Origin of the sequence: Pseudomonas sp. RIT-PI-S, assembly GCF_025642975.1 — a bacterium.
In the GTDB taxonomy this organism is placed as follows: domain Bacteria; phylum Pseudomonadota; class Gammaproteobacteria; order Pseudomonadales; family Pseudomonadaceae; genus Aquipseudomonas.
In genome coordinates, this window is record NZ_JANZKJ010000021.1 from 1 (window position 1) to 22,938 (window position 22,938).

Here is a 22,938-nt window from a genome sequence, read left to right on the forward strand (position 1 = left end):
CGGCGCGGTATCGGCGCGCCATTGCAGGCTTTGTGGCAGCGCGGGGCAGTGGAAGAACAGGCTGCAATAACCGCAGCGCTCCCACATTGGGTGCAGTTGCTTGTCGTGGCTGGATTGCGCTTGAGGCTGGCAGTGAGCGCCGGGTGTATCCATGGTCATGTTCATGGAGTGAGGCGAAGCCATGCGGCCGTGATCCATCGGCATGGCCTGGGACACCAACGGGCCGATGAACATCATCAGCATCGCGAAGAGGCTGATCCAGGCACCGGCGGGGCTACCAGGGCGGATGCGCATCAGCCACCGTGCTCGTGCATGCCCGCGCCCTCGGGTGGCTGGGCGAACACCTGCACCTGTACTTGCAGGTCTCCGGCGTTCTGGAAGTGCAGGGTCAGCGGGAAGCTGGCGCCGTCCACCAACTGGCTGCGATCGCCCAGGCCCAAGAGCATCACGTGGCTGCCCATGGGGGCGAAGCGCACCTGGCCGGCAGCGGGGATGATCACGCCTTCGACCTGTTGCATTTTCATCATGCCGTCGGCGCCAATGTGCTCGTGCAGCTGCGCCTCGCTGGCCACCGGGCTGTCGACACCCAGCAGGTAGTCATCGGCCATGCCGGTGTTGCGCACGGTGAAATAGGCCGCGGCCGTCGGCGCACTGGGTGGAAGCTCCTGAGACCAGGGCGCGAGCACTTCGAGGTCGCCGATGCGGTAGTCCTGGGCACCGGCCAAGCCGGCCAGCAGCGCTAGGGCAAAGCCGCACAACCGAGGCAACGAACGCCTGAAGCGGATCATGGTACGGGTTCCAGGGCAGAACAGAAGTGCGCGGTATTTAGCCAGAACCCACGGCGGAAGTAAAAAGTCCAAATGTCACAGGGGCCGGCCCATGGTTCAGTTTTCGAACGCCGCCAGCGCGCAGGCCAATGCCTCCAGGCGGTGGAACTCCCGGTCCACCGGCGGCAGTTGTGGCCGGGCCAGCATCAGCACCGGCAGCCGGCGCTCGCGGGCCACTTGTAGCTTGGGCTCGGTGGCGTCGCTGCCGCTGTTTTTGCTCACCAGCACATCGAAGTTGCCTTGGGCGAACAGTGCCCGCTCTTGTTCGAGCTGGAACGGGCCGCGGGCGCCGATGACTTCGCAGCGGGCGTTGCCGGGGTAGGGGTCCAGGCAGCGCAGGGTCCAGTGCTGGTAGGCGGGAATGTTATCCAGGTGCGCCAGTGGCTCGCGGCCCAAGGTGAAGAAGGGCCGCCGGAAGGGCTGCAGGGCAAGGCTCAAGGCGTCCCAGCCCGCCACCTCGTGCCAGTCATCGCCCGCCTGGGGTTGCCAGCCGGGGCGGCGCAGTGCCCAGCAGGGAACGCCGGCCCGGCGCGCAGCGGCAGCCGCGTTATGGCTCATGCGCGCCGCATAGGGGTGAGTGGCATCTACCAGCAAGCTGATGCTCTCGGCTTGAAGGTAAGCCGCGAGCCCCTCCGGGCCACCATAGCCGCCGACCTTCACGGCGCAGTGCAGGTCCGTGGGCACCCGGCCGATACCGGCAAGGCTATAGACGTCCGCCGGCCCGAGCTGGCGAGCCAGGCGCAGGCTTTCGGTCACGCCGCCGAGCAGCAGGATGCGCCTCATGTATCACCTCCGGCGCGGCCTATCACATCGCCCTGGCGGTCGATGGCGATCACTTCCACTTGAACCTGGGTGGGCACGATCTGCCGCGCGAACGCCAGGGCGTGGCGACAGACTTCGCTCCCCAGGGATACTTGGCGGGCGTGTGCCAACGCGACCGCCTGCTGGCTAGTGTTGGCGCCATGGATCGCCGCCTGCAGGCTGTCGTCGGCGCCTATGGCTGCCGCCCAGCGCGCCAGTTGCGGCAGGTCGATGGCCGAGTGCCGGCTGTGCAGGTCCATGTGCCCGGCGGCTAGCTTGCTGATCTTGCCAAAGCCTCCGCACAGGCTCAGGCGGGCCACGGGCACCTTGCGCAGATGCTTGAGCACGGCGCCGACGAAGTCGCCCATTTCGATCAGGGCGATGTCCGGCAGGCCGTACAGGCGGCGGATGGTGTCTTCGCTCGCGTTGCCAGTACAGGCGGCGATGTGCTGGTAGCCGTTGGTATGGGCAACGTCGATGCCTTGCTGGATGGAAGCGATATAGGCCGCGCAGGAAAAGGGCCGGACGATGCCGCTGGTGCCGAGTATGGACAGCCCGCCAAGAATGCCCAGGCGTGGGTTCATGGTCTTGAGCGCCAGCTCGGCGCCATCGCGCACGCCCACCGTCACTTCGAAGCCGCCGCCATAGCCGTGGGCAGCGGCCAGCCGCGCCAGATGCTCGCTCATCATGCGCCGGGGCACTGGGTTGATCGCAGGTTCGCCCACGCCCAGCACCAGCCCCGGCCGGGTAACCGTGCCCACCCCTTCGCCGGCCACGAAAACCACGCCGGGCCCTGCGGTGAGGCGTACCTGGGCATGCACCAGCGCGCCATGGGTCACGTCCGGGTCGTCGCCGGCGTCCTTGAGGGTCCCGGCCCCGGCGCCGCCGGTTATCAACGCATGGCAATACTCCAGCCGCAGGGTGACCTCGCGGCCCTTGGGCAGCGTAACCGCCACCGCGTCGCTGGCGCTGCCGCCGAGCAGCAGGGTCGCGGCGGCCAGGCTGGTGGCCGTGGCGCAGGTGCCGGTGGTCAAGCCGCTGCGCAGTGGCGCCGGCTGTTCGGCGGTTTCTTCACGCATCGGCGGGCTTGGGCAAATCGAGCAGAGTGATGGGCAGGGCCTGGCCCCAGGTGTGGAAGTTGCCCAGCGGGCGGGCCTGAGCCACCTGAATGCGGACCAACTCGCCGCCATGCAGCGCTTGCCAGTTGAACAGCGCCATTTCGCTTTCAAGCGTCACCGCATTGGCCACCAACCTGCCGCCGGGCTTGAGGGCCTTCCAGCAACCGGCGAGCACGCCTTCGGCGGTCACGCCGCCGCCAATGAAGATCGCATCTGGCCGGGGTAAACCTTCCAGTGCCGCCGGGGCACGCCCTGGTATCAGTTGCAGGCCCGGCACGCCCAAAGCATCGCGGTTGCGCTCGATCAGCCCTTGGCGGCCGTCGTTGGCCTCGATGGCGATGGCCTGGCAACTGGGATGGGCGCGCATCCACTCGATGCCGATCGAACCGCAGCCGGCGCCCACATCCCACAACAGCTGCCCTGGGCGCGGCGCCAGGCGGCCCAGGGTGAGGGCGCGCACGTCTCGCTTGGTCAACTGGCCGTCGTGGCTGAAGGCGGCGTCTGGCAGCCCGGGTACGCAGGCCAGTGGCCGGGCATCGGGCCCGGCGACCAGCTCCAGGGCGATCAGGTTGAGGTCAGCGGTGGTGTGGTGCTGCCACTGCCCGGCGGTTGCCCGCAGGCAGCGTTCCTGCGGCCCACCAAGGTGCTCGAATACATGCAGGGTGCTGGCGTCGAAACCGGTGGCGCATAGCCGCTGCGCTACCTCCGCTGGGGTATGGCCGTCACTGGCGAGCACCAGCAGGCGGGTGCCGTCGTGCAGGTAGCGGTTGAGCAGCGCCGGTGAACGGCCTACCAGCGACAGCACCGGGGTATCGGCCAAGGCCCAGCCCAGCCGCGCGGCGGCCAGCGATGGTGAAGACGGCGCCGAAAACACCCGCAGCTCCGAAGGGGGCAACTGCCGCGCCAGGCTGGCACCTACGCCGTGGAACATCGGATCGCCGCTGGCGAGTACGCACACCGGTGTGCCGCGGCGTTGCAGCACCGGCTCCAGGGAAAAGGGCTTCGGCCAAGGCAGCCGTTCGGCGCTCAGGCAGGCAGGCAGCAGGGCGAGCTGGCGCGGCGCGCCCATGATCAGGTTGGCCTGCAGCAGCGCATGGCGGGCCTGCTTGCCGAGGCCCGGGTAGCCGTCTTCGCCGATCCCGATAATGGTCAGCCAGGGCAACATCAAGCATCCTCAGGGGTAATCCGACGGGCAGGATTTTCATGCCTTCGGTCAAAGCAGGCATAATACCGCGCACTTCTTCCCTAGAAGTGCCTTTATGACGATCGCCGGGTGATCTTTTGAACGAGCCATTGCCGGCGCAACTGCCTGCCACACCGCTTGCCTTGCCGGCCAGAGCCTCGGCTTGCCCGGGCTTGATGCGCATCGTGGAGGCGCGCGATGGCGGGTTGTGCCGGCTCAAGCTGCCCGGCGGCGCGCTCACCGCGGCCGGGGCCCAAGCCGTGGCGGAGGCCGCGCGGCGCTTCGGCAATGGCGCGGTGGAAATCACCAACCGAGCCAACCTTCAACTACGTGGCATCGCCAAGGCGCAGCAGGCCTCGCTGATCGACCATCTGCTGGCGGCCGGGTTAGGGCCTCCCTCGGCAGCCGCCGACGATGTTCGCAACCTGATGCTCAGCCCGATGGCCGGGTTGGACCCCACCGCCGCGCTGGACACCCGACCGCTGGCCGCCAGCTTGCTGCAAACGTTGGAGCAGCAGCCACGGTTCCACGCGCTGTCGCCCAAGTTCGCTATCCAGCTGGACGGCGGCGAAGCCCTGGCCGAGCTGCATCACCACCATGACCTGTGGTTGTCGCCGCTGTGGCTCGCGGGCGAACTGCATGTGGCGCTGGGTTGCGCCAGCGCGATCGCCGAGGCGCCACCCGTGGCGGCGGTTCCGGCCAGCGAAGGCATGGCGCTGCTGTTGGCGGTGCTGGATCGCTTCCTGGCGCTGGCCGGCCCAGCCCCGGGGCGCATGCGCGAGCTGCTGGCGAGCCTGCCCGCGGCGGCGTTGCTTGACGGTCTGCCAGTTGCCTCGCAACGAGGGCCCTTCACTGCGGTACCTGCGCGCATGAGCCCGCCCGCGCTGGGGTTGCACCCTCAACGCCAGGCCGGGGAGGTCGCCGTGGGCGTCGCTCCAGCGCTGGGGCGAATGCCTGCCGATAGCCTGAGCGCACTGGCACGGTTAGCCCTGGACCTGGGCGACGGGCAGCTTCGGCTCACCCCTTGGCAGGGGGTGTTGATTCCCCATGTGGCGCGGGGCAACGCCGGCCTGTTGCAGGCTGAGGCACAGGCGCTGGGCCTGCTGCTGGGCAGCCACGAACCGCTGGCGGCATTGGTGGCTTGCACAGGCTCGGCCGGCTGCGGCCGCGCCCTGGCCGACACCAAGGCAGACGCCCTGCACCTGGCGGGCCTGCTTGGCCAGGCCATACCGGTGCACCTCAGCGGCTGCCCGCGCGCCTGCGCCCAGCCCAGGGTCGCCCCGGCCACCTTGCTGGCCGTCTCCCCGGGCCGCTATGACCTGTTTCTCCGCGACGCTTCAGCGCCGGGCTTCGGCCGGCCGCTGGGGCGCGCCCTCACTTTGCAAGAAGCGGCGGCACAGCTCGCCGCCTGCTCATGGAGCACATTGAATGATTGATTACATCCGCGATGGCCAGGCGATTTATCGCAACTCCTTCGCCACCATTCGCGCGGAAGCGGACTTGAGCCAGATCCCCGCGGACCTGGAAAAGCTTGCGGTGCGGGTGATTCACGCCTGCGGCATGGTGGACGTGGTCCAGGACCTGCAATTTTCCGCCGGCGCGGGCTTCGCCGGGCGCCGTGCCCTGGCCGCTGGCGCGCCGATCCTGTGTGACGCGCACATGGTCGCCGAAGGGGTGACCCGGGCTCGCCTGCCCGCGAACAACCCGGTGATCTGCACCCTCAAGGACGCGCAGGTGCCAGCGCTCGCCCAGGCCCAAGGCAACACCCGCTCGGCGGTTGCCCTGGAGCTGTGGCGGCCTTGGCTCGAAGGCAGCGTGGTGGTGATCGGTAATGCTCCCACCGCGCTGTTCTACCTGCTGGAAATGCTCGACGCCGGCGCCCCTCGGCCAGCGCTGATCCTTGGTTTCCCGGTTGGCTTCGTGGGAGCGGCCGAGTCCAAGGCCATGCTGGCGGCGGACAGCCGTGGCGTGCCCTTCGTGGTAGTCAACGGCCGCCGCGGCGGCAGCGCCATGGCCGCCGCCGCAGTGAACGCGCTCGCCACGGAGGTGGAATGATGGCGGCAGGGCGCCTGTTCGGCCTCGGCGTGGGGCCTGGAGACCCGGAACTGATCACCGTGAAAGCGCTGCGCCTGCTGCGCGAGGCGCCGGTGGTGGCCTATTTCGTGGCCAAGGGTAAAAAGGGCAACGCGTTCGGCATCATCGAGGGGCACTTGCAACCCGCCCAGGTATTGCTGCCGTTGGTGTATCCGGTGACCACCGAGGTGTTGCCGGCGCCGCTTTCTTACGAGCAAGTGATCGCCGACTTTTACGACCAGGCCAGCCTGGACGTTGCCGCGCATCTGGGCGCCGGCCGCGATGTAGCGGTGATCTGTGAAGGCGACCCGATGTTCTACGGTTCCTATATGTACTTGCACGACCGCCTCGCCGAGCGCTATCAGGCCGAGGTGATCCCAGGCGTGTGCTCAATGCTTGGCGGTGCGGCGGTGCTTGGCGCGCCGCTGGTGTACCGCAATCAGAGCCTGTCCGTGCTCTCTGGCGTCTTGCCGGCCGAAGAGCTCAAGCGGCGCCTGGCCGATGCCGAGGCCGCGGTGATCATGAAGCTGGGACGCAACCTGCCCAAGGTCCGCCAGGTGCTGACCGAGCTCGGCCTGAGCGGGCGGGCGCTGTACGTGGAGCGAGCGACCATGGCCAACCAGAAGATCGTCCCGCTCGCCGAGGTGGACCCGATGTCTTCCCCCTACTTTTCGCTGGTGATCGTGCCCGGCGAGCGGTGGCAAGGGTGAGCGGCGCGCATGCCACGGTGATCGTGGTGCTGGGCGCTTCTGCACTGCCGGTGGCCCGGCGCATCCAGCAGGCGCTGCCGCAAGCCCAAGTGCTAGGGCTGGAAGGCCGTGCCGATGCCGCGGATGCAACCTACCGCGCCTTCGGTGAGACCTTGCGCGGCTTGTACCGTGCCGGCACGGGCATCATTGCGCTTTGCGCGGCAGGGATCGTCATTCGCGCCTTGGCCAGCGTGCTGGATGAAAAAGGCAGCGAGCCTCCCGTGCTCGCCGTGGCGGAAGATGGCAGCGCGGTGGTGCCGCTGTTGGGCGGCCTGGGCGGGGTCAATCGCCTGGCCCGGCGCATCGCCGCGGCGCTGGAGGTCGCTGCGGCGATCACCACCAGCGGCGAGTTGCGCTTCGGCACGTGCCTGCTCGATCCGCCCGAGGGCTATGTGCTGGCCGACCTGGAGCGGGGCAAGCATTTCGTGTCCGATGTGCTGGCAGGGGGCAGCGTGCGCATTGAGGGTGATGCGCCCTGGCTGGCGTCGGCGGGCTTGCCGCAGGCCGTGGACGCTGCCTTGGCGATACGCGTCAGCCCATGGCTGGCCGACGCGCCACATGAACTGCTGATCCATCCGCGTAGCGTGGCAGTAGCGGTAGAGGCCGACGACGGCGATGTGGCCAGCCAGGTGGCGGGCGCGTTGGCGCAAGCGGGCTTGGCGCGGGGCGCCTTGGCGTGCTTGCTGGCGCCGATGGAATTGATGGGCTCCCTGGCCTTGGCCGAGGCAGCCCAGGCCTTGGGCGCAGACCTTCGCTTCACCAAGGCCGCTACCGCCAGCGAGGCAATGCTCGCGCAACTCCCGCACGCGAAGCCGCTCCAGGAGGCGGGCTTGACGATAGCGGTAAACGCATCGCCCATTGAGGCCTGCGAACTTGGCCAGCGCCGCGGCCGGCTGGCCGTGGTTGGCCTGGGGCCGGGGGACCGGGCATTCATGGTCCCGGCGGTACAGGCGGAGTTGGCTCGCGCCGAAGACATCCTCGGCTACGAAACCTACGTCAACATGGCCGGCCCCTTCCTCCCCGAGCAGGTGCTGCACTGCACCGACAACCGCGAAGAGCTCCAGCGGGCGCGGCATGCTCTGGCGCTCGCCGCCAGTGGCCGCCGCGTCGTAGTAGTGTCCTCGGGCGACCCCGGCGTGTTCGCCATGGCTTCGGCGGTGCTCGAAGCCCTTGACGGGGCCAGCGACTTGGCGTGGCATGCGCTTGAGCTGGTCATGCTGCCGGGCGTTTCCGCCTCGCTGGCCACCGCCGCTTTGGCGGGGGCGCCATTGGGGCACGATTTCTGTGTGATTTCGCTGTCGGACAACCTCAAGCCTTGGTCGGTGATCGAGCACCGGCTGGATCTCGCCGGCAAGGCGGACCTGGCCATGGCCTTCTATAACCCGATCTCCAAGTCACGGCCGTGGCAGCTGGGGCAGGCGCTGGACGTAGTGCGCCGGCATCGTGGGCCAGAAACGCCCGTGGTGCTGGGGCGAGACGTGGCCCGGCCGGGGCAACGGTTGACGGTGGTGAACCTGGGGGCGCTGACGCCGGACATGGTCGACATGCGCACGATGGTGCTGGTGGGCTCGTCCACTACCCGGGTCATCCCCCGCGGCGATGGCACGCCCTGGGTCTATACCCCGCGCTGGTATCCCATGGCGCCCTGACGCGTTGGCGTTGGGCGTTGCGCCCAGGTGTTCAGGTCACGCCGGCAGCAAATAACCGCGCACCCCGGTAAAGATGATCTGCGCCGCCAGGGCGCAAACGAACAGTCCCATCAACCGGCTGACGATTTGCAAGCCCTGGTCGCCCAGCAACGCTTCGATTCGGTTAGACATGTACAACACCGCGCCCACGGTGAAAGCCGCCAGGGCAATGCCTGCGATGGCGAGCAGCTTGTCATCCCAATGCGGCTGGCTCACCCCCATCACCAGCAGGGCGCCGATGGTGCCGGGGCCGACCGTGAGCGGAATGGTCAGCGGAACGATGGTCACGTCCTGCTGCACGTTGTCGGTCTGTACCGCGGATTTGCCCTGGGCCATGCCCAGCGCCGAGATAAACAGCACGCTGCCGGCGCCGATGCGGAAGGCATCGGCGGTGATGCCGAAGACCGAAAAAATCACCCGGCCGAACAGGTAGAGCAGCACGCTGGCCACCAACACCCCCAGCGCCACACGCCAGGCCAGACGTTTGCGCTCCTTGCGCGAGTAGCCGCGCGACAGGCCGATAAAGCAGGACAGCACGAAGAAGGGGCTATAAAGCACGAGCATCTTCAGGTAGACGCTGAACAACTGATGCAGCATGAAAAGACCTCGGAAGAGACACCTGTGAGTGCGGCGACGCCGGAAAGACTATAGGGGTGCGCGGGGTTCAACTTGGCTCCACTTCATTGCGGCTGCTGTCACGGCGGGCTACCCAATGCTCGATCAGCTCGCGGAGCTGGGACATCTCCACGGGTTTGGCCATGTGGCCGTCCATGCCGGCCAGCCGCGCGCGCTCCTTGTGCTCACTCAAGATGTGCGCGGTCAGCGCCACCACTGGCGTGCGGTCGCGGCGGGCGCCGAGCTCCCACGCGCGCAACTGCTGGGTGGCGCTGAAGCCGTCGAGTATGGGCATTTCGCAGTCCATCAGCACCAGGTCGTAGCGGCGCGCCTTCATCGCTTGCAGGGCCTCCTGGCCATTGCTGGCGGTGTCTGGCTGGAGGTTGAGCTTGCCCAACATGCCGCGGATCACCTTGGTGGAAATGCTGTTGTCTTCAGCCACGAGGATCTTGAAGTCGGCGGGTACGCTCGGCCCATCGCCCGGCGCGGCGCCAGGGCGCAGTGGCGAGCTGGCTTCGGCCTGGGCCCGGTGCGCCAATTCGTCGGCCAGTGTAGTGCGCAGGGTATAGCCGGCCACGGGTTTGGCGAGAATGCGTTTGACGCCGGCATTGCGCGCGATCACCTTGCTCGGCGCGTTGCTGATGCCAGTAAGCATGATGAGCAGAATATCGTGGTTCAGGCTGGGATCTTCCTTGATCTTGGCCGCAAGCTGCATGCCGGTCATGCCTGGCATGTTCTGGTCCAGCAGCACCACGTCGAAGTAATCACGCAAGTGCGCCTTGGTGCGCAGCAAGGCAAGTGCTTCCTTGCCCGAGGATGCCGCGCTCACATTCAGGCCCCAGGCGCTGCATTGCTGCACCAGCACCTTGCGGCAGGTGTCGTTGTCATCCACCACCAGCACCCGCGCATCCTTAAGGCTGCCGTCCAGGTCTGGAAGCGTTTGTTCGATGCGCTGGGGATCGAGCGGCAGGGTAAGCCAGAAGGTGCTGCCTTCGTGCGCGCCGCTCTTGATGCCGAACTCGCCGTTCATCAGGCCGATCAGTTGCCGCGCGATGAGCAGGCCGAGGTGGCTGCTGCCCGGCTTGTTGGTGGTGAGCAGGTCCTGGCTGCGCAGCTCGGTACGTAGCAGGGCCTCTCGTTCTTCGGCCGGCAACGCTTCGCCGCTGTCCTGGACGGCAATACGCAGGCGCGGCGGCCCGCTGCGTTGGTCCAGTGCGGCGGCCACCAGTACCTCGCCGCCGTTGGTTTTCTTCAAGGCGTTGTCCAGCATCGCCAGCAGGGCCTGGCGCAAGCGCATTGGGTCTCCGCTGATCACTCGTGGCACTTGGGGCTGGGTAAAGCTGATCAGTTCGACGTTCTGCTGTTCTGCGCGGGCGCGGTAGATGCTCAGGCATTCTTCCATCAGCGCGTTGAGGTCGAACTGCACGTCGTCGAGCTCGATCTGCCCGGATTCGATCTTGGAGATATCGAGAATCTCGTTGATCAAGGTAAGCAACTCGTTGCCTGCGCTATGGATGGTCTGCACGTAGTCACGCTGTTTGACCGACAGCGGGGTGCCGAGCAACAACTCGGTCATGCCTAGCACCCCGTTCATGGGCGTGCGGATTTCATGACTGAGCTTGGCCAGGAACTCGGCCTTGGCGTTAGTTTCAGCGGTGGTGGCCGCCAGCTCTCGGCTGGCGCTGTAGCGATCCTCACTCATGCGCCGCAGCCGGGTGGTCAGGGCCAGGTTGAGCAGGGCGCCGCCGCCCACCGCGCAGGCGAGCATGCCGAAGATCAGCCATTGCACCGGCGTCCGGGTCAGCCCCAGCAGCGCCGGCAGCACCACCAGAAAGCCCAGGCTGCACAGCGCCATGGCGATGGTGAATAGCCGCGCCGGCGCATAGCCTGTGTACCAGTGGCGCGCCGAGACCACCAGCATGCACAGGCAGGTCAGCGCGACCGCTGCGTAGGTGGTGAAGTTGAGCGGGAGGGTATCGAGCAGCAGCAACAACACGCTGCACAGGGCGATCAACGCGATGAGCGCGACGATCATCCGCTGTAGCCGGGGCGCCGGGCGAGCAGCGAAGAAACGCAGGGTATACATCAGCGCGCATACCGCGCCGACCAGCATGGTGAAGTAGGCAGCCGGAGTGCGAGCGGGGCTCCAGGGGTTCATCCAGGGGTTGCCCAGGTTCACCAGGATCATCGCGCTGGCCAGCACCATGGCCTGGCAACCGGCGAGCCAGAGGCTGCTGGCGGAGCGGTTGAGGGCGTAGCGGGCCAGGTTGTGCAGGATCAGCATCACCATGCAGCCCAGCAGCAGGCCGAACAACAGCGTTTGGCTTTGGTTCGCCGCGACCTGGATCGCCGGCTCCAGGCTGATGCCCGGGCGAATCTGATGCTCGCTGACCAACCGAAGGTAAACGTCTACCGGTGCCTGGCTGATCGGAACCGGCAACAGCAGGTCACCGCTGCGCGGCAGGGGCGAGTCGGCGGCGCTGTCGTAGCCGCTGCGGAGGTGCTGGAGCTGTTGGTCGTCGGCGAAGGCGTAGAGGTCGAAGCGGGACAGGTCTGGGGCGAACAGGCGGATGACCTGCTCGTGCGCCGAGGGCATGAGCCGATAGTGCAACCAGAGAGCGCTCTGTGGAGGGGCAGCATCGAGCTGCCGCAGGTCGACCGGGGCGAACTGGCTCTGATAACGCTCGGAGCGGACGTCGCTAAGCTGTAACCCCGCTTGGTCGTCGACCAGCACGGACCAGCCGCTGCCTGGTTCGGCGTATGCCGGGGTCAGGCAGGCCAGTAACAGCCAAACGATGAGAAGCAAGGCAGTCCTGAGCCGGTGCACTGGGAAGTCCCTGTCCTGGATAAGCATGCGTTGAGTATAACCGTGCCTGAGCCAGACAGGTTGACGGCCCGCCCGAATGCCGAAAAAACACCCCGGGGCTTTCGCGCCGGGGTGGTTTAAGGGGCTATTGGGCGATCAGCCCTCACCGCGCTCACGCGCGATGGCGCGGTAGCCGATGTCCTTGCGGTAGAAGCAACCTTTCCAGTCGATACGCGCGGCCAGCTCATAAGCCTGTTTCTGCGCGGCGCCCACGGTATCGCCCAAGGCCGTTGCACACAGCACGCGGCCACCGGCGGTGGCCACTTGGCCGTTCACCAGTGATGTGCCGGCGTGGAAAACTTTGCCAGGCAAGGCGGCTGCAGCGTCCAGGCCACTGATCAGATCGCCCTTGGCGTAAGCGTCCGGATAACCCCCGGCAGCCAACACCACGCCCAGGCTCGGGCGTGGGTCCCACTGTGCTTCGATCTTGTTCAGCGCCTTGGCCAGCGCGGCTTCCACCAGCAGCACCAGACTCGACTGCAGGCGCAGCATCACCGGTTGGGTTTCTGGGTCACCAAAGCGGCAATTGAACTCGATCACCTTGGGGTTGCCCGCGGCGTCGATCATCAAACCGGCGTACAAGAAGCCCGTGTACGTGTTGCCTTCTTCGGCCATGCCGCGCACGGTGGGCCAGATCACCTGGTCCATGACCCGCTGGTGCACCTCATCGGTCACCACGGGGGCTGGCGAGTAAGCGCCCATGCCGCCGGTGTTGGGGCCGGTGTCGGCGTCACCCACGCGCTTATGGTCCTGGCTGGTAGCCATCGGCAGCACGTTGTGGCCGTCCACCATTACGATAAAGCTGGCTTCCTCGCCGTCGAGAAACTCTTCGATCACCACCCGCGAACCGGCATCGCCAAACGCATTGCCGGCGAGCATGTCGCGCACCGCGGCTTCTGCTTCCTCGAGCGTCATCGCCACGATCACGCCCTTGCCCGCTGCCAGGCCATCGGCCTTGATCACGATAGGCGCGCCCTGCTGGCGCAGATACGCCAGGGCGGGTTCGATCTCGGTGAAGTTCTGGTAGGCGGCGGTGGGGATGTTGTGGCGGGCGAGGAAGTCCTTGGTGAAAGCCTTGGAACCCTCCAGCTGAGCGGCGCCGGCGGTGGGACCGAAGCAGTCCAGGCCGCGCTCACGGAACAGGTTGACCACACCCGCGACGAGCGGCGCTTCAGGGCCCACGATGGTCAGCTGTACGTTTTGCTCGGCAAAATCTGCCAATTGTTCAAGCGCCAGCACATCGATCTCAACGTTTTCGCACTTTGCTTCAGTGGCAGTCCCGGCATTCCCCGGTGCGACGAATACCTTCTCGACACGCGGATCCTGCGCCACTTTCCAGGCCAGGGCATGCTCACGCCCGCCGCTGCCGATAATCAAAACCTTCATGTCAGAACCTCGAATTCGAAAGCCGATGCTAGTACGGTTCGCGGGCTTTGCTCGCTCCTACAGGCGACCCTGTGGAGGGGGCGATGCCGTGGATCGATGCAAAGCTATGCAAATACCCTGTAGGAGCGAGCGTCAGCTCGCGAATCAGGCTGGCCCGTTCACAGGCTGCGCCGCTCCCCAGTCAATCAGTGCCGGAAATGACGCATACCGGTGAACACCATCGCAATGTCCGCTTCGTCGGCCGCAGCGATCACTTCGGCATCGCGCATCGAGCCGCCCGGCTGGATCACCGCGCGGATGCCGACCTTGGCGGCGTTGTCGATGCCGTCGCGGAAGGGGAAGAACGCATCGGAAGCCATCACGGCGCCGGCTACCGGCAACCCTGCATGTTCAGCCTTGATCGCGGCAATTCGCGCGGAGTTGACCCGGCTCATCTGGCCGGCGCCTACGCCAATGGTCTGGCGGTTGCGGGCGTAGACGATGGCGTTGGACTTGACGAACTTGGCGACCTTCCAGGCGAAGATCAGGTCGTGCACTTCCTGTTCGGTTGGGGCGCGGCGGGTGACGATCTTCAGGTCGTCGGCGCCGATCATGCCGATGTCGCGGCTTTGTACCAGCAAGCCACCGTTCACCCGCTTGAAGTCCCAGGCAGCGGCGCGCTCGGTCGGCCATTCGCCGCAGGCCAGCAGGCGCACATTGGCCTTGGCCGCCACGACAGCGCGGGCCTCCTGGCTCACGCTAGGGGCGATGATGACTTCAACGAACTGGCGCTCGACGATGGCCTGGGCAGTAGCGGCGTCCAACTCGCGGTTGAAGGCGATGATGCCGCCAAAGGCGGATTCGCTGTCGGTAGCGTAGGCCAGTTCGTAGGCCTGGCGAATGCCGCCCTCGGCGTCAGGGCACACCGCCACACCGCAGGGGTTGGCGTGCTTGACGATGACGCAGGCCGGCTTGACGAAGCTCTTCACGCATTCAAGCGCGGCGTCGGTGTCGGCCACGTTGTTATACGACAGCTCCTTGCCCTGCAACTGAACGGCGGTGGCGATGCCAGCCTCGGCGGGCTTCGCCTCGACGTAGAAGGCCGCGCTCTGGTGCGGGTTTTCGCCATAGCGCATGCCCTGCGCCTTGATGAACTGACTGTTGAAGGTCCGCGGGAAAGGGTCGCGGCCTTCAGTGGAAAGCGTTTCGGCCTGCTGGTCGATGCTGCCCAGGTAGTTGGCGATCATGCCGTCATAGGCTGCGGTATGCTCGAAGGCCTTGAGCATCAGGTCGAAGCGCTGGGCGTAGGTCAGGCCACCGGCTTTCAGGCCCTCGATCACCGCCGCATAGTCGCTGGCATTGACCACGATGGCGACGTCCTTGTGGTTCTTGGCAGCGGAACGGACCATGGTCGGCCCGCCGATGTCGATGTTCTCGATCGCCGTGGGCAGGTCGCAACCAGGCTTGGCCACGGTCGCTTCGAAGGGGTAGAGGTTGACCGCCACCAGGTCGATCGGGCGGATGGCGTGTTCAGCCATCACAGCGTCGTCCATGCCGCGCCGTCCCAGGATCCCGCCGTGGATCTTCGGGTGCAGGGTTTTCACCCGGCCGTCCATCATTTCCGGGAAGCCGGTGTAGTCCGCTACCTCGATAGCGGCCACGCCGTTGTCGCGCAGCAGCTTGAAGGTGCCGCCGGTGGAGAGGATCTCCACCCCGAGGGCCTCCAGCTCACGGGCGAACTCCAGGATGCCGGTCTTGTCGGACACGCTGATCAGGGCGCGGCGGATCGGCAGGCGGGTGGTCTGGTCGGTCATTTCAGGTTCCATTCAGAGCGGTTAGCAAAAAAGGCGAGCTGCATGCAGTCGCCTTTTCGGAATGTCGTGGGCTCAGAGCAGGTCGTACTGCTTGAGCTTCTTGCGCAGGGTTCCCCGGTTCAGGCCAAGCATCTCGCTGGCCTTGGTCTGGTTGCCCTTGACGTAATTCATGACGGTTTCCAGCAGGGGGGCTTCCACTTCGGACAACACCAGGTTGTAGACGTCGGTGACCGAGGCGCCTTCAAGGTGAGCGAAATAATTGTGCAGCGCCTTTTCGACGCTCCCGCGTAGCGTCTGCCCTTCTTCGGAGGGCGTATTGAGGTGCTGCTTGAGGTTGACGTTGTCGCTCACGGGCGTTGTTCCACTCACTAAAGTCTCGGTCATCATCGTCATGCGGCCACCCCTTCTCCGTCCTCTGCAACAAGGCTCTCGTAGCGTTCGCGGAAGAATTCGCGAACGTTGGCGCACTGCGCTGCCGTCTCGTCCAAACAATTGAAGCTGGCGCGGAATTCCCTGGCGCCGGGCAGCGTCGCCAGATACCAGCCAACATGCTTGCGGGCGATGCGAACACCCATCACATCGCCGTAGAACGCGTGCAGCGCGGCCAGGTGGTCCAGCAGAATTCGTTCCACTTCTTCCAACTGCGGTGCCGGCAAGTGCTCGCCGGTGCGCAGGTAATGCTCGACCTCGCGGAAAATCCAAGGCCGCCCTTGAGCGGCCCGGCCAATCAGCAGGCCGTCGGCGCCGGTATGGCGCAGCACCTCGGCCGCCTTGGTTGGCGAGGTGATATCGCCGTTGGCGAACACCGGAATGGACACCGCCTGCTTGATAGCAGCGATGGTGTCGTACTCGGCGTCGCCCTTGTACAGGTCGGCGCGGGTGCGCCCATGCACCGCCAGGGCGCTGATGCCCGACTGCTCGGCAATCCTTGCCACTGTAAGGCCATTGCGGTTGTCGCGGTCCCAGCCTGTTCGAATCTTCAGGGTAACCGGCACCTCGACTGCCGCGACCACGGCCTCGAGAATCTCCGCCACCAGGGCTTCGTCGCGCAGCAGGGCGGACCCGGCCGCTTTGTTGCACACCTTTTTCGCCGGGCAGCCCATGTTGATGTCGATGATCTGCGCGCCCGCCTCGACGTTGGCCCGGGCCGCCGCCGCTAGCATCTGCGCATCGCCACCGGCGATCTGCACGGAACGCGGCTCCGGATCACCGGCATGGACCATCCGCAAGCGCGACTTGCGGCTGTTCCACAAGGACATGTCCGCGGTGACCATCTCGGATACCACGAGCCCGGCACCCAGGCGCCGGCAAAGCTGGCGAAATGGCTGGTCGGTGACACCCGCCATTGGGGCGAGGATCAGGCCATTGCTGAGTGTGTAGGGGCCGATGCGTACCGCCGACATAGGTGTGCTACCCGTGGTGAGGCCGGATTCGTACGAAGCCTGGAGTTCGAAAAAGGGATCGCATGATACCCGCTCTCGATGACCGGATAAAGGTCAAACTGGATAAAATCTGAACAGTGACAGGCTTGTACCGAAGCGATCGGATAACCGGCTTCACTCCGGCGAATGGAAGGACAAACTGTAGTTCACCGCGCGCTTGCCGGGGTCGAGAATATCCAGCGCGATGTGGATAGGGACCTGCGGTGGCATTTCGCTTTGCCCGGCGAGATCCCCGCTCAGGTACTCCGACGGCTTGAAGCGACGGCTGGCGATCAGTTTATTGTTGAGGTCGGCGAAGCGCAGCTCGAGCAAGGGGAAGGGCTGGCTGAACGAGGCGCGGTTATAGATGATCGCGTCCACCACCAGGGCGCCAGCGAATGTCGGGTGGCTGCGCACCACCAGGTTGCTGCTGCGAATGAGCTGGATATCCACTCGCGAGGGCACGCTGCACCCCAGGCTGGGGCATAGGCTGACAAACCATGGCCGGTAGCTGTCCTGGCGTGCCAGTTCATCGAAGTGGAACACCACGTACTGCGCCAGCAACGCCAATGCGGCGAGCAAGGTGAGCCCAGCCCATAGTAGGCGCTTGCCCGACGAGGCTTGCGGCTTTTGCCATTGCAGCTGGAGAGGATCGTCCTGCAGGTCCAGCAAGTGATCTTCGCGCAGCTCGGGTTCGCTGCGGCGAGTGCGGGCCGGCGCCGGGTCGGGCTCGTCATCGTCTTCAGCATGCTCGAGCGAAGCGTCATCTTCGCGCTCGGCGCTGAGCAGTTCCGGCGGCGCGGCAGGCGCGCGCTGAACCTTCAGCGGCTGGTGCAGATCTGCCAAGGGGTCTTCCTCGGCCAACGCTTCGCCTTCGGCCGCGCCCAAACGCGGCTCCTGGCGTGCATCCGCAGGCGCCTCGGGGGCTGCCGCATCCTCTGCATGTTGGTGATTGCCGAACAATTCGTCGAGCCAGTCTTCGGCTTGGTCGCGCTGGGCGCTCAAGATCGAGGGTGGCTCGCCACTGGTACGCGCCCCCCCTGGCCGGCGCTCGAGGCGGGCCAGTTCCTGATCGAGGTCCAGATGCTCCAGATGCTCGCCATGGGCAGGCCATTCGGGCGTGCTCGGCGGTTGCACAGCGACAGCCGTCGGGGCGACGGGTGCTTCATCACCAGGCTGAGCACTCACCGCAGTGCTTCGGCCGGCGCTTTGTTCGAGCAACTGGCGGGCGGCATTGAATACCTGCTTACAGGCGCCGCAGCGCACCGCGCCCCGGGCCACGCTCAGTTGGTTGTGGCTCACCTTGAAGCTGGTGCGACAGTGGGGGCACTGGGTAACGAAGCTTTCGGTCATGCGGGGGTCCGGTGTATTTCGTACCTAAAAGGTTGCCACGTTCGGGAGTAGGGCGGGTTATGCGCGGCGGCGGCCGCTGATCCGCACCCAGCCATCGCGCTCGGCGATGGGGTCCAGCTCGAACGCGTCGGCATAGGCTGCCGCGACTTCTTCACCCTGTTCGGCGAGGATGCCGGACAGCGCCAGCAACCCGCCGGGGCGCACATTCGAAGCCAGCTCTGGGGCGAGGCTGACCAACGGGCCCGCCAGAATATTTGCCACCAGCACGTCGGCTTGCATCGGTGGCAGGTCTTGGGGCAGGTACAGCGCCAGGCGTTGCTCGGCAATGCCATTGCGCCCGGCGTTGTCGCGCGAAGCCTCCAGTGCCTGTACGTCGATATCGGTGCCGACGGCCTCATCCGCGCCCAGCAAAAGCGCGGCGATCGCCAGGATGCCCGAGCCGCAGCCGAAGTCCAGCACGCGTGTACCAGCCAAGGCTTGGCCGTCAAGCCATTCCAGGCACAGCGCGGTGGTGGGATGCGTGCCCGTGCCGAAGGCAAGGCCTGGGTCGAGCAGCAGGTTCACTGCGCCTGGCTCCGGCGCTTCATGCCAGCTAGGAACGATCCACAGCCGCCGGCCGAAGCGCATCGGCTGGAAATTGTCCATCCAGCTGCGTTCCCAGTCTTGGTCCTCGATCACCTCGGCGTGATGCTCGGGCAGTTCGCTGCCGGTTAGCAGGCGCAGGTGCGCGAACACCGCGTCAGCTGCCGTGTCGGCTTCGAACAGGGCCAGCAGATGGGTGTGGCTCCACAGCGGGGTGGTGTTGAGGTCCGGCTCAAAGATCGGCTGGTCCTCGGCATCCATGAAGGTCACCGAAACCGCGCCGATTTCCAGCAGCGCGTCTTCATAGGTTTCGGCTTGTTCTGGGCCAATGGCCAGGCGGACTTGAAGCCAGGGCATGTTCTGTTCCTTTGCGCTTGCCGCGCGAAGGCGCGGCCGATAAAGCGCGCCAGTGTACTGCACCCGGCCGGCATTGGGGTATCGCCGGTGGGCGTGTGGTTTAGCTATCTATGACCTGGCTACCCATTGCCGGCGCCACTATCGCGACCTTTCAACCGAGGAGGGTGCATGGATGCAACCTTTAAAAGCCGCGATACAAAAAGCCGAAACCGCCACCCTGGGCCTTCTGGAAGGCACGGCCGATGCGGTGGGCCGTTATTACCAGTGGGCCCGCGTGTTGCACGAGCGCGGGAGCGGGCTGCCGACTTTCGAGGAGGTTATCCGCGCCACGTTGGTGCAAGCCCTGCGTGCGCACTATCCACAGGGCAGCCTACGCGACAGCTTCCTGGAGGAATTACTGCTGCTGCAGGTGCGGCGCGTGCTCAATGCCACGCCACTGGACGCCACGCTTCTGAGAGAAGGACCTTCCGGGCTGAGAGAAAGCCCAGGCCGGCAGGTGATGGATGAGCGGGCAGAGGTGCTGCTGGAGGTTACCGAGGCGGTCGCCCCACGCATGGTCGCCCTTTACCTGGCCGCAGTGCGTCGTCACTTGCTGGCCCCTTTGGCCGACGTAACTCAGGGCGAAGCGTTATTGGCATACATGACCGAGGCCCTTGAAGCCTGGGAGCCAACCTTGCATGCGCTGCTGTCTCCGCAGGCCACCACGCCTGCCCATGAAGCGCTGGATCAGATCGACCAGGCACGGCTGGCGCTGCAGGGCTCGCTCACGCTGAGTGCGTTGTTACACCCAGAGGAAGGCTCGAGGCTGGGGAAAGTGCTCTGCAATAACCTGCCTTACTGGCTCCGGCTGGCCTCAGAGCAGGACAAGGAACAGCTGGAACGGTTGGCGGATCGGCTGCTGGAGCTTGAACGGGTGTTCGCCCAGGCAGGCGAGGGCCTAGAGAGCCTGCTGCGCTACGTGGAAGGGCGCGTGGCTGACCATGTGGAGCACCGCTATGGGCTATTCGTGGACCCTAGTCAGGTTCGGATCGAGACCGCTCACCAGATCGAAGGCACCGAGGAGGTGGAGGTGTCGACCCTGGCAGAGCTGCTGGTCGCGGGCCCTTACGCCTCGGACCCCGGCGTGCGCCGTAGCCTGGTGCAGGTGCCCGAGAACTTAGAGGCGCAAGCGGTCGATTGGCCCGGCCTGCTTGAAAGTTTCGATGCGCGTGCCGGTTATGCTCGGGCCTTGAGGGAGTTCTATCAGCGTGAGGACATCCGTGCACTGCTCTTCGACCGCCTGGATGCGGCGCTGATGCACAGCGTTTTCGCTGCCCGTTTGCAGGGGCACCTCAGCGTGGCGGGTTACGAGGTGGTGATGCGCGCGCGAACCAGCACCGACAATGCCGCGCAGGCTCCATCGGCAGTGGGGCTGGGGCTGCCTGGCATCGGTGCACTGGCTTTGTTGCTGTTTGAAGATCGGGAGCCAAGTGCGGTGAGGCCGTTCGTGCTGTATGCGCCGGGTAAGTATGACGGCCAAGAGTGGATCGAATTGCCTAGCCTGCGCGCCCTGGCCCAGGAAATCGGTGGCTGGGTAAAGGACCCGCAAGGGCGCCTCTATCTGCTCGAGCAATTGCCGCTGGCCATGCGGGAGCGTGCCGAGCGTTATCTGGAAGCCGTGTTCCTCAAGCCCGTGCAGTGGATGGCCAACGTGGACTACCGCAGCGGCCCGGCCGGTTATCCACACGCGTTGTATGGCTTGGCCGAGCACCATACGGCTAACCAGCTCGAAGCCGCCGCGCGCACTGCTGCGCCTGGGTGGTATGTCAGGCAGCCGCTGGCAATACGGCAACAGCTCAACAGCCGCAACGCTCGGCTCAATGCGCTTCAATGCTACCTGCGGCGGGTGGGAATGAACCCAGAACCTTTCGCCGAGTTTGCCAAGCGCACCGTGAGCGCGGCGATCGCCCCCTACCTGGCAAGCCGCGGGGTCACCGAGCCGGTCGACCCAGACACCATCGTGTTCGAGTTTCGGCCCAGCATTTTCTTGAACCTCCCTTTCTCGGGGCCGGCTGCAAAGCAGACGGCAACGCTGATGGACCTGGCTGTCACGGGGTATAACGACAACGCCGGGTTGGACCATCCTGATATGCGGGTGCGTTCATCCATAGGCCAAGACCTGGGCCAGGTGAGGGCGGCCGATCTGGCCAGGTATATTCGCAGCGCTTACCTGGGCGACAAGTATGCGGCCTACATCAACGATGACTATCTCAATGCCGCTGCTGGGGGGGCCGGCTGGCGCGGCAAACTGTTCGCTCAGCTCACCGCGCTCACGATACAGCGCGATGCCCTCGCCGCCAGGCTCAAGGGCCAGCTCGATGAGCGGGCGCATAGCCAACTCGACTACGCCATCGAGCGCCTGAAGCAACGCGATGAAGCAGGCCCCGTTGTACTGTTCCGGGCGGTGGTGCGCGGCCAACCTATAGCCCAGGTATATGTGGTGCGCTTGCCCGGCGTGGCTCCTCAGGACGCACTGCTTTATACGCCCCAGGCCCCCGATGGCGTGGTTTTCAGGCCATACCGGAGCGCATTCGCCAGGGGGCTGCCGGTGGCGATGCAGCTCTACTACCTCAAGCGCGCGCGTCTTGCCGCCCAGGACGGCGTTCGTGAGCGCCTCGCCGCGATTGGCTTCGGTGAGGCGTCGGCAGACTCCGCTGGTGCCGGGGCAGCGGTGGGCAGCCTGTATGGTGAATTCTCGGTGATGGTGGCGAACGTGCTGGCGGATGTGGACCGGATCACCAAAAGCCGCCGCGAAGTCATCACCGAGCAAGTGCTCAAGGGAGTAGGGTTCGCGTCTATTCCTCTAGGGGTACTGTTTCCGCCCATAGGCTTTGTGCTGGATGCCGTGTTCATTGGCGTCGAGGCTGTGCGAGGCGTACAGGCCTATCGGGATGGGGACGTGTCCGCCGCGGTGGGGTTCTTCGTCAATGCCTATGTCGCCGGGCTGTTCCTGCTTGTGCCAGTCGGTATTCACCACGCACGGACTCTGAACGCATCGCGAGAGATGATTACGCGTTATGCCGGGATTTACCGTAGCGCCGGGGCGCGGCAGCCGATCGGGCGAGGCCGCGCCTTACGTGGCGGCGCCGACTCGCTGGACGTGCGGCAAGCGCTGACCTATCAGCCATCCGAGCTACAGGAGGTCTTCGAAGAAGGCTTGACGCAGGGGCTCTATCGCCAGCAGGCCAGCGCAACCCAGCCGCAGGCCCGATATTTCATCAAACAGGGAAAGCGGTACTTCGAAGTGGCGGTAGATCGGGATGCAGGCACGGTGCGGTTGATCGACCCGCGCCATCCACAGGCACAGTACAAGATGCCCGTGCGTCGAACGTCTGAGGGAGGCTGGAGCTTCAACCGCGAGGTCGGTTTGCGCGGTGGCGAGGCGCCAATCTATGTAGGTGCGGTTGCCGACATCGCCGAAGTGTTTCCAGCGGAGCTGGCACCCAAGGCGGAACGCATTGCGCTGGCGGGAGAGGCGCTCAGCGCAGGCTACAACCCTGCCCAGGCGGGCAACTACTTGATAGGCGTGGAGACGCAAGGCTCCGTTGTCGCCACGCTGTACAACCCGTCTACCCGGCGGGGCGCCGTCATCAATGTGGATCACGACATCTCGACGCCCATCCAGCGCAGCGTGGCCGAGGCCGTCAGATCACTGGGGCCGGTCGATTCAGCACTGCCTGTACAAGGCGGCCTCATCGGCGGCGACTGGCTGCAAGTGCCGGGCGACATTCTTACCAAGGTGAACCATGCCCTCGGCATAGAAGGGGTGCTGACCAGGCCGGCCCATTGGCTTGTAGGCGGTGGCTTGGGTGGCGTTATGGGGGTATTGCTCGACCTGAAGACCGGCGGCACGCTGGTTTGGCGGTTCACCAGCCAGGGGCTGCAGGCATTTTATGATCCACTGCGGGAGTACCCAGCATTTGGCGACGCTAACCTGCGCTCGCGCGCGCAGCGCTTCTGGCAGCGAATAAAGGAGGGGCGCTGGCGGAACACAGGAAAGGGGCGCTACGCCAATAACCTGCGCCAGATAGAGGCGCAGGCCAGCCACGAAGCGCTGGCCCTTCCTTTGCACATTCTCGACAGCTGA

General features: G+C 65.7%; 18 protein-coding genes. 5 read left to right on the plus strand and 13 right to left on the minus strand.

All coding sequences use genetic code 11. The features are described from left to right. From OGL93_RS21255 to cbiE, 5 genes are all read right to left on the minus strand, one after another. On the minus strand, positions 1-294 hold a 294-nt coding region (locus OGL93_RS21255), incomplete at its 3' end, for a DUF2946 domain-containing protein (RefSeq protein WP_263264973.1). Then, positions 294-788: a copper chaperone PCu(A)C gene (locus OGL93_RS21260; RefSeq protein WP_263264974.1), complete on the minus strand. Its 495-nt coding sequence runs from the start codon at positions 786-788 to the stop codon at positions 294-296. The genes OGL93_RS21260 and OGL93_RS21255, both read right to left, overlap by 1 nt. Positions 789-884: 96 nt before the next feature. After that, positions 885-1,610: a cobalt-precorrin-6A reductase gene (locus OGL93_RS21265; protein ID WP_263264975.1), complete on the minus strand. Its 726-nt coding sequence runs from the start codon at positions 1,608-1,610 to the stop codon at positions 885-887. Beyond that, positions 1,607-2,707, minus strand: a complete 1,101-nt coding sequence (locus OGL93_RS21270; protein WP_263264976.1) for a cobalt-precorrin-5B (C(1))-methyltransferase — start codon at positions 2,705-2,707, stop codon at positions 1,607-1,609. Before OGL93_RS21270 ends, OGL93_RS21265 begins: the two co-directional genes overlap by 4 nt. Then, a complete protein-coding gene (cbiE, locus tag OGL93_RS21275; protein WP_263264977.1) occupies positions 2,700-3,911 on the minus strand; it encodes a precorrin-6y C5,15-methyltransferase (decarboxylating) subunit CbiE in 1,212 nt (403 codons plus the stop codon). The genes OGL93_RS21270 and cbiE overlap by 8 nt, the downstream gene beginning before the upstream one ends. A gap of 116 nt (positions 3,912-4,027) precedes the next feature. Between cbiE and cobG the strand changes: the two genes are divergently transcribed. The 4 genes from cobG to cobJ are packed head-to-tail and all read left to right on the plus strand — an operon-like array spanning position 4,028 to position 8,400. After that, a complete protein-coding gene (gene cobG, locus OGL93_RS21280; protein ID WP_263264978.1) occupies positions 4,028-5,365 on the plus strand; it encodes a precorrin-3B synthase in 1,338 nt (445 codons plus the stop codon). After that, positions 5,358-5,984: a precorrin-8X methylmutase gene (locus OGL93_RS21285; protein ID WP_263264979.1), complete on the plus strand. Its 627-nt coding sequence runs from the start codon at positions 5,358-5,360 to the stop codon at positions 5,982-5,984. Before cobG ends, OGL93_RS21285 begins: the two co-directional genes overlap by 8 nt. Then, positions 5,981-6,712, plus strand: coding sequence for a precorrin-2 C(20)-methyltransferase (locus tag OGL93_RS21290; protein WP_263264980.1), 732 nt, complete (start codon positions 5,981-5,983; stop codon positions 6,710-6,712). Before OGL93_RS21285 ends, OGL93_RS21290 begins: the two co-directional genes overlap by 4 nt. Continuing rightward, positions 6,709-8,400, plus strand: coding sequence for a precorrin-3B C(17)-methyltransferase (gene cobJ / locus OGL93_RS21295; protein WP_263264981.1), 1,692 nt, complete (start codon positions 6,709-6,711; stop codon positions 8,398-8,400). The genes OGL93_RS21290 and cobJ overlap by 4 nt, the downstream gene beginning before the upstream one ends. A 36-nt stretch (positions 8,401-8,436) precedes the next feature. On the opposite strand, the gene OGL93_RS21300 is transcribed toward cobJ, so the two are convergent. From OGL93_RS21300 to prmA, 8 genes are all read right to left on the minus strand, one after another. Continuing rightward, the gene (locus tag OGL93_RS21300; protein WP_263265042.1) at positions 8,437-9,033 is read right to left on the minus strand and encodes a MarC family protein; all 597 of its coding nucleotides are present in this window, start codon (positions 9,031-9,033) and stop codon (positions 8,437-8,439) included. Positions 9,034-9,103: 70 nt separating this feature from the next. Then, entirely contained in the window at positions 9,104-11,881 is a 2,778-nt protein-coding gene (locus OGL93_RS21305; RefSeq protein ID WP_263265044.1) for a hybrid sensor histidine kinase/response regulator, read from the minus strand. Between the two features lie 135 nt (positions 11,882-12,016). After that, a complete protein-coding gene (gene purD, locus OGL93_RS21310) occupies positions 12,017-13,306 on the minus strand; it encodes a phosphoribosylamine--glycine ligase (RefSeq protein ID WP_263264982.1) in 1,290 nt (429 codons plus the stop codon). 185 nt (positions 13,307-13,491) lie between these two features. Further along, a complete protein-coding gene (purH, locus tag OGL93_RS21315) occupies positions 13,492-15,099 on the minus strand; it encodes a bifunctional phosphoribosylaminoimidazolecarboxamide formyltransferase/IMP cyclohydrolase (protein WP_263264984.1) in 1,608 nt (535 codons plus the stop codon). Positions 15,100-15,171: 72 nt separating this feature from the next. Continuing rightward, positions 15,172-15,492 (minus strand): DNA-binding transcriptional regulator Fis, encoded by a 321-nt coding sequence (fis, locus tag OGL93_RS21320; RefSeq protein WP_181118032.1) that lies wholly within the window; start codon positions 15,490-15,492, stop codon positions 15,172-15,174. Beyond that, positions 15,489-16,502: a tRNA dihydrouridine synthase DusB gene (dusB, locus tag OGL93_RS21325; RefSeq protein ID WP_263264985.1), complete on the minus strand. Its 1,014-nt coding sequence runs from the start codon at positions 16,500-16,502 to the stop codon at positions 15,489-15,491. The genes fis and dusB overlap by 4 nt, the downstream gene beginning before the upstream one ends. A 153-nt stretch (positions 16,503-16,655) precedes the next feature. After that, positions 16,656-17,873, minus strand: coding sequence for a DUF3426 domain-containing protein (locus OGL93_RS21330; protein ID WP_263264986.1), 1,218 nt, complete (start codon positions 17,871-17,873; stop codon positions 16,656-16,658). Positions 17,874-17,930: 57 nt separating this feature from the next. Further along, on the minus strand, positions 17,931-18,812 hold the full coding sequence (gene prmA, locus OGL93_RS21335) for a 50S ribosomal protein L11 methyltransferase (RefSeq protein WP_263264988.1): 882 nt from the start codon (positions 18,810-18,812) through the stop codon (positions 17,931-17,933). A 172-nt stretch (positions 18,813-18,984) separates the two neighbouring features. Here prmA and OGL93_RS21340 point away from each other — a divergent pair, with 172 nt between their 5' ends. After that, a complete protein-coding gene (locus OGL93_RS21340) occupies positions 18,985-22,938 on the plus strand; it encodes a DUF6543 domain-containing protein (protein ID WP_263264989.1) in 3,954 nt (1,317 codons plus the stop codon).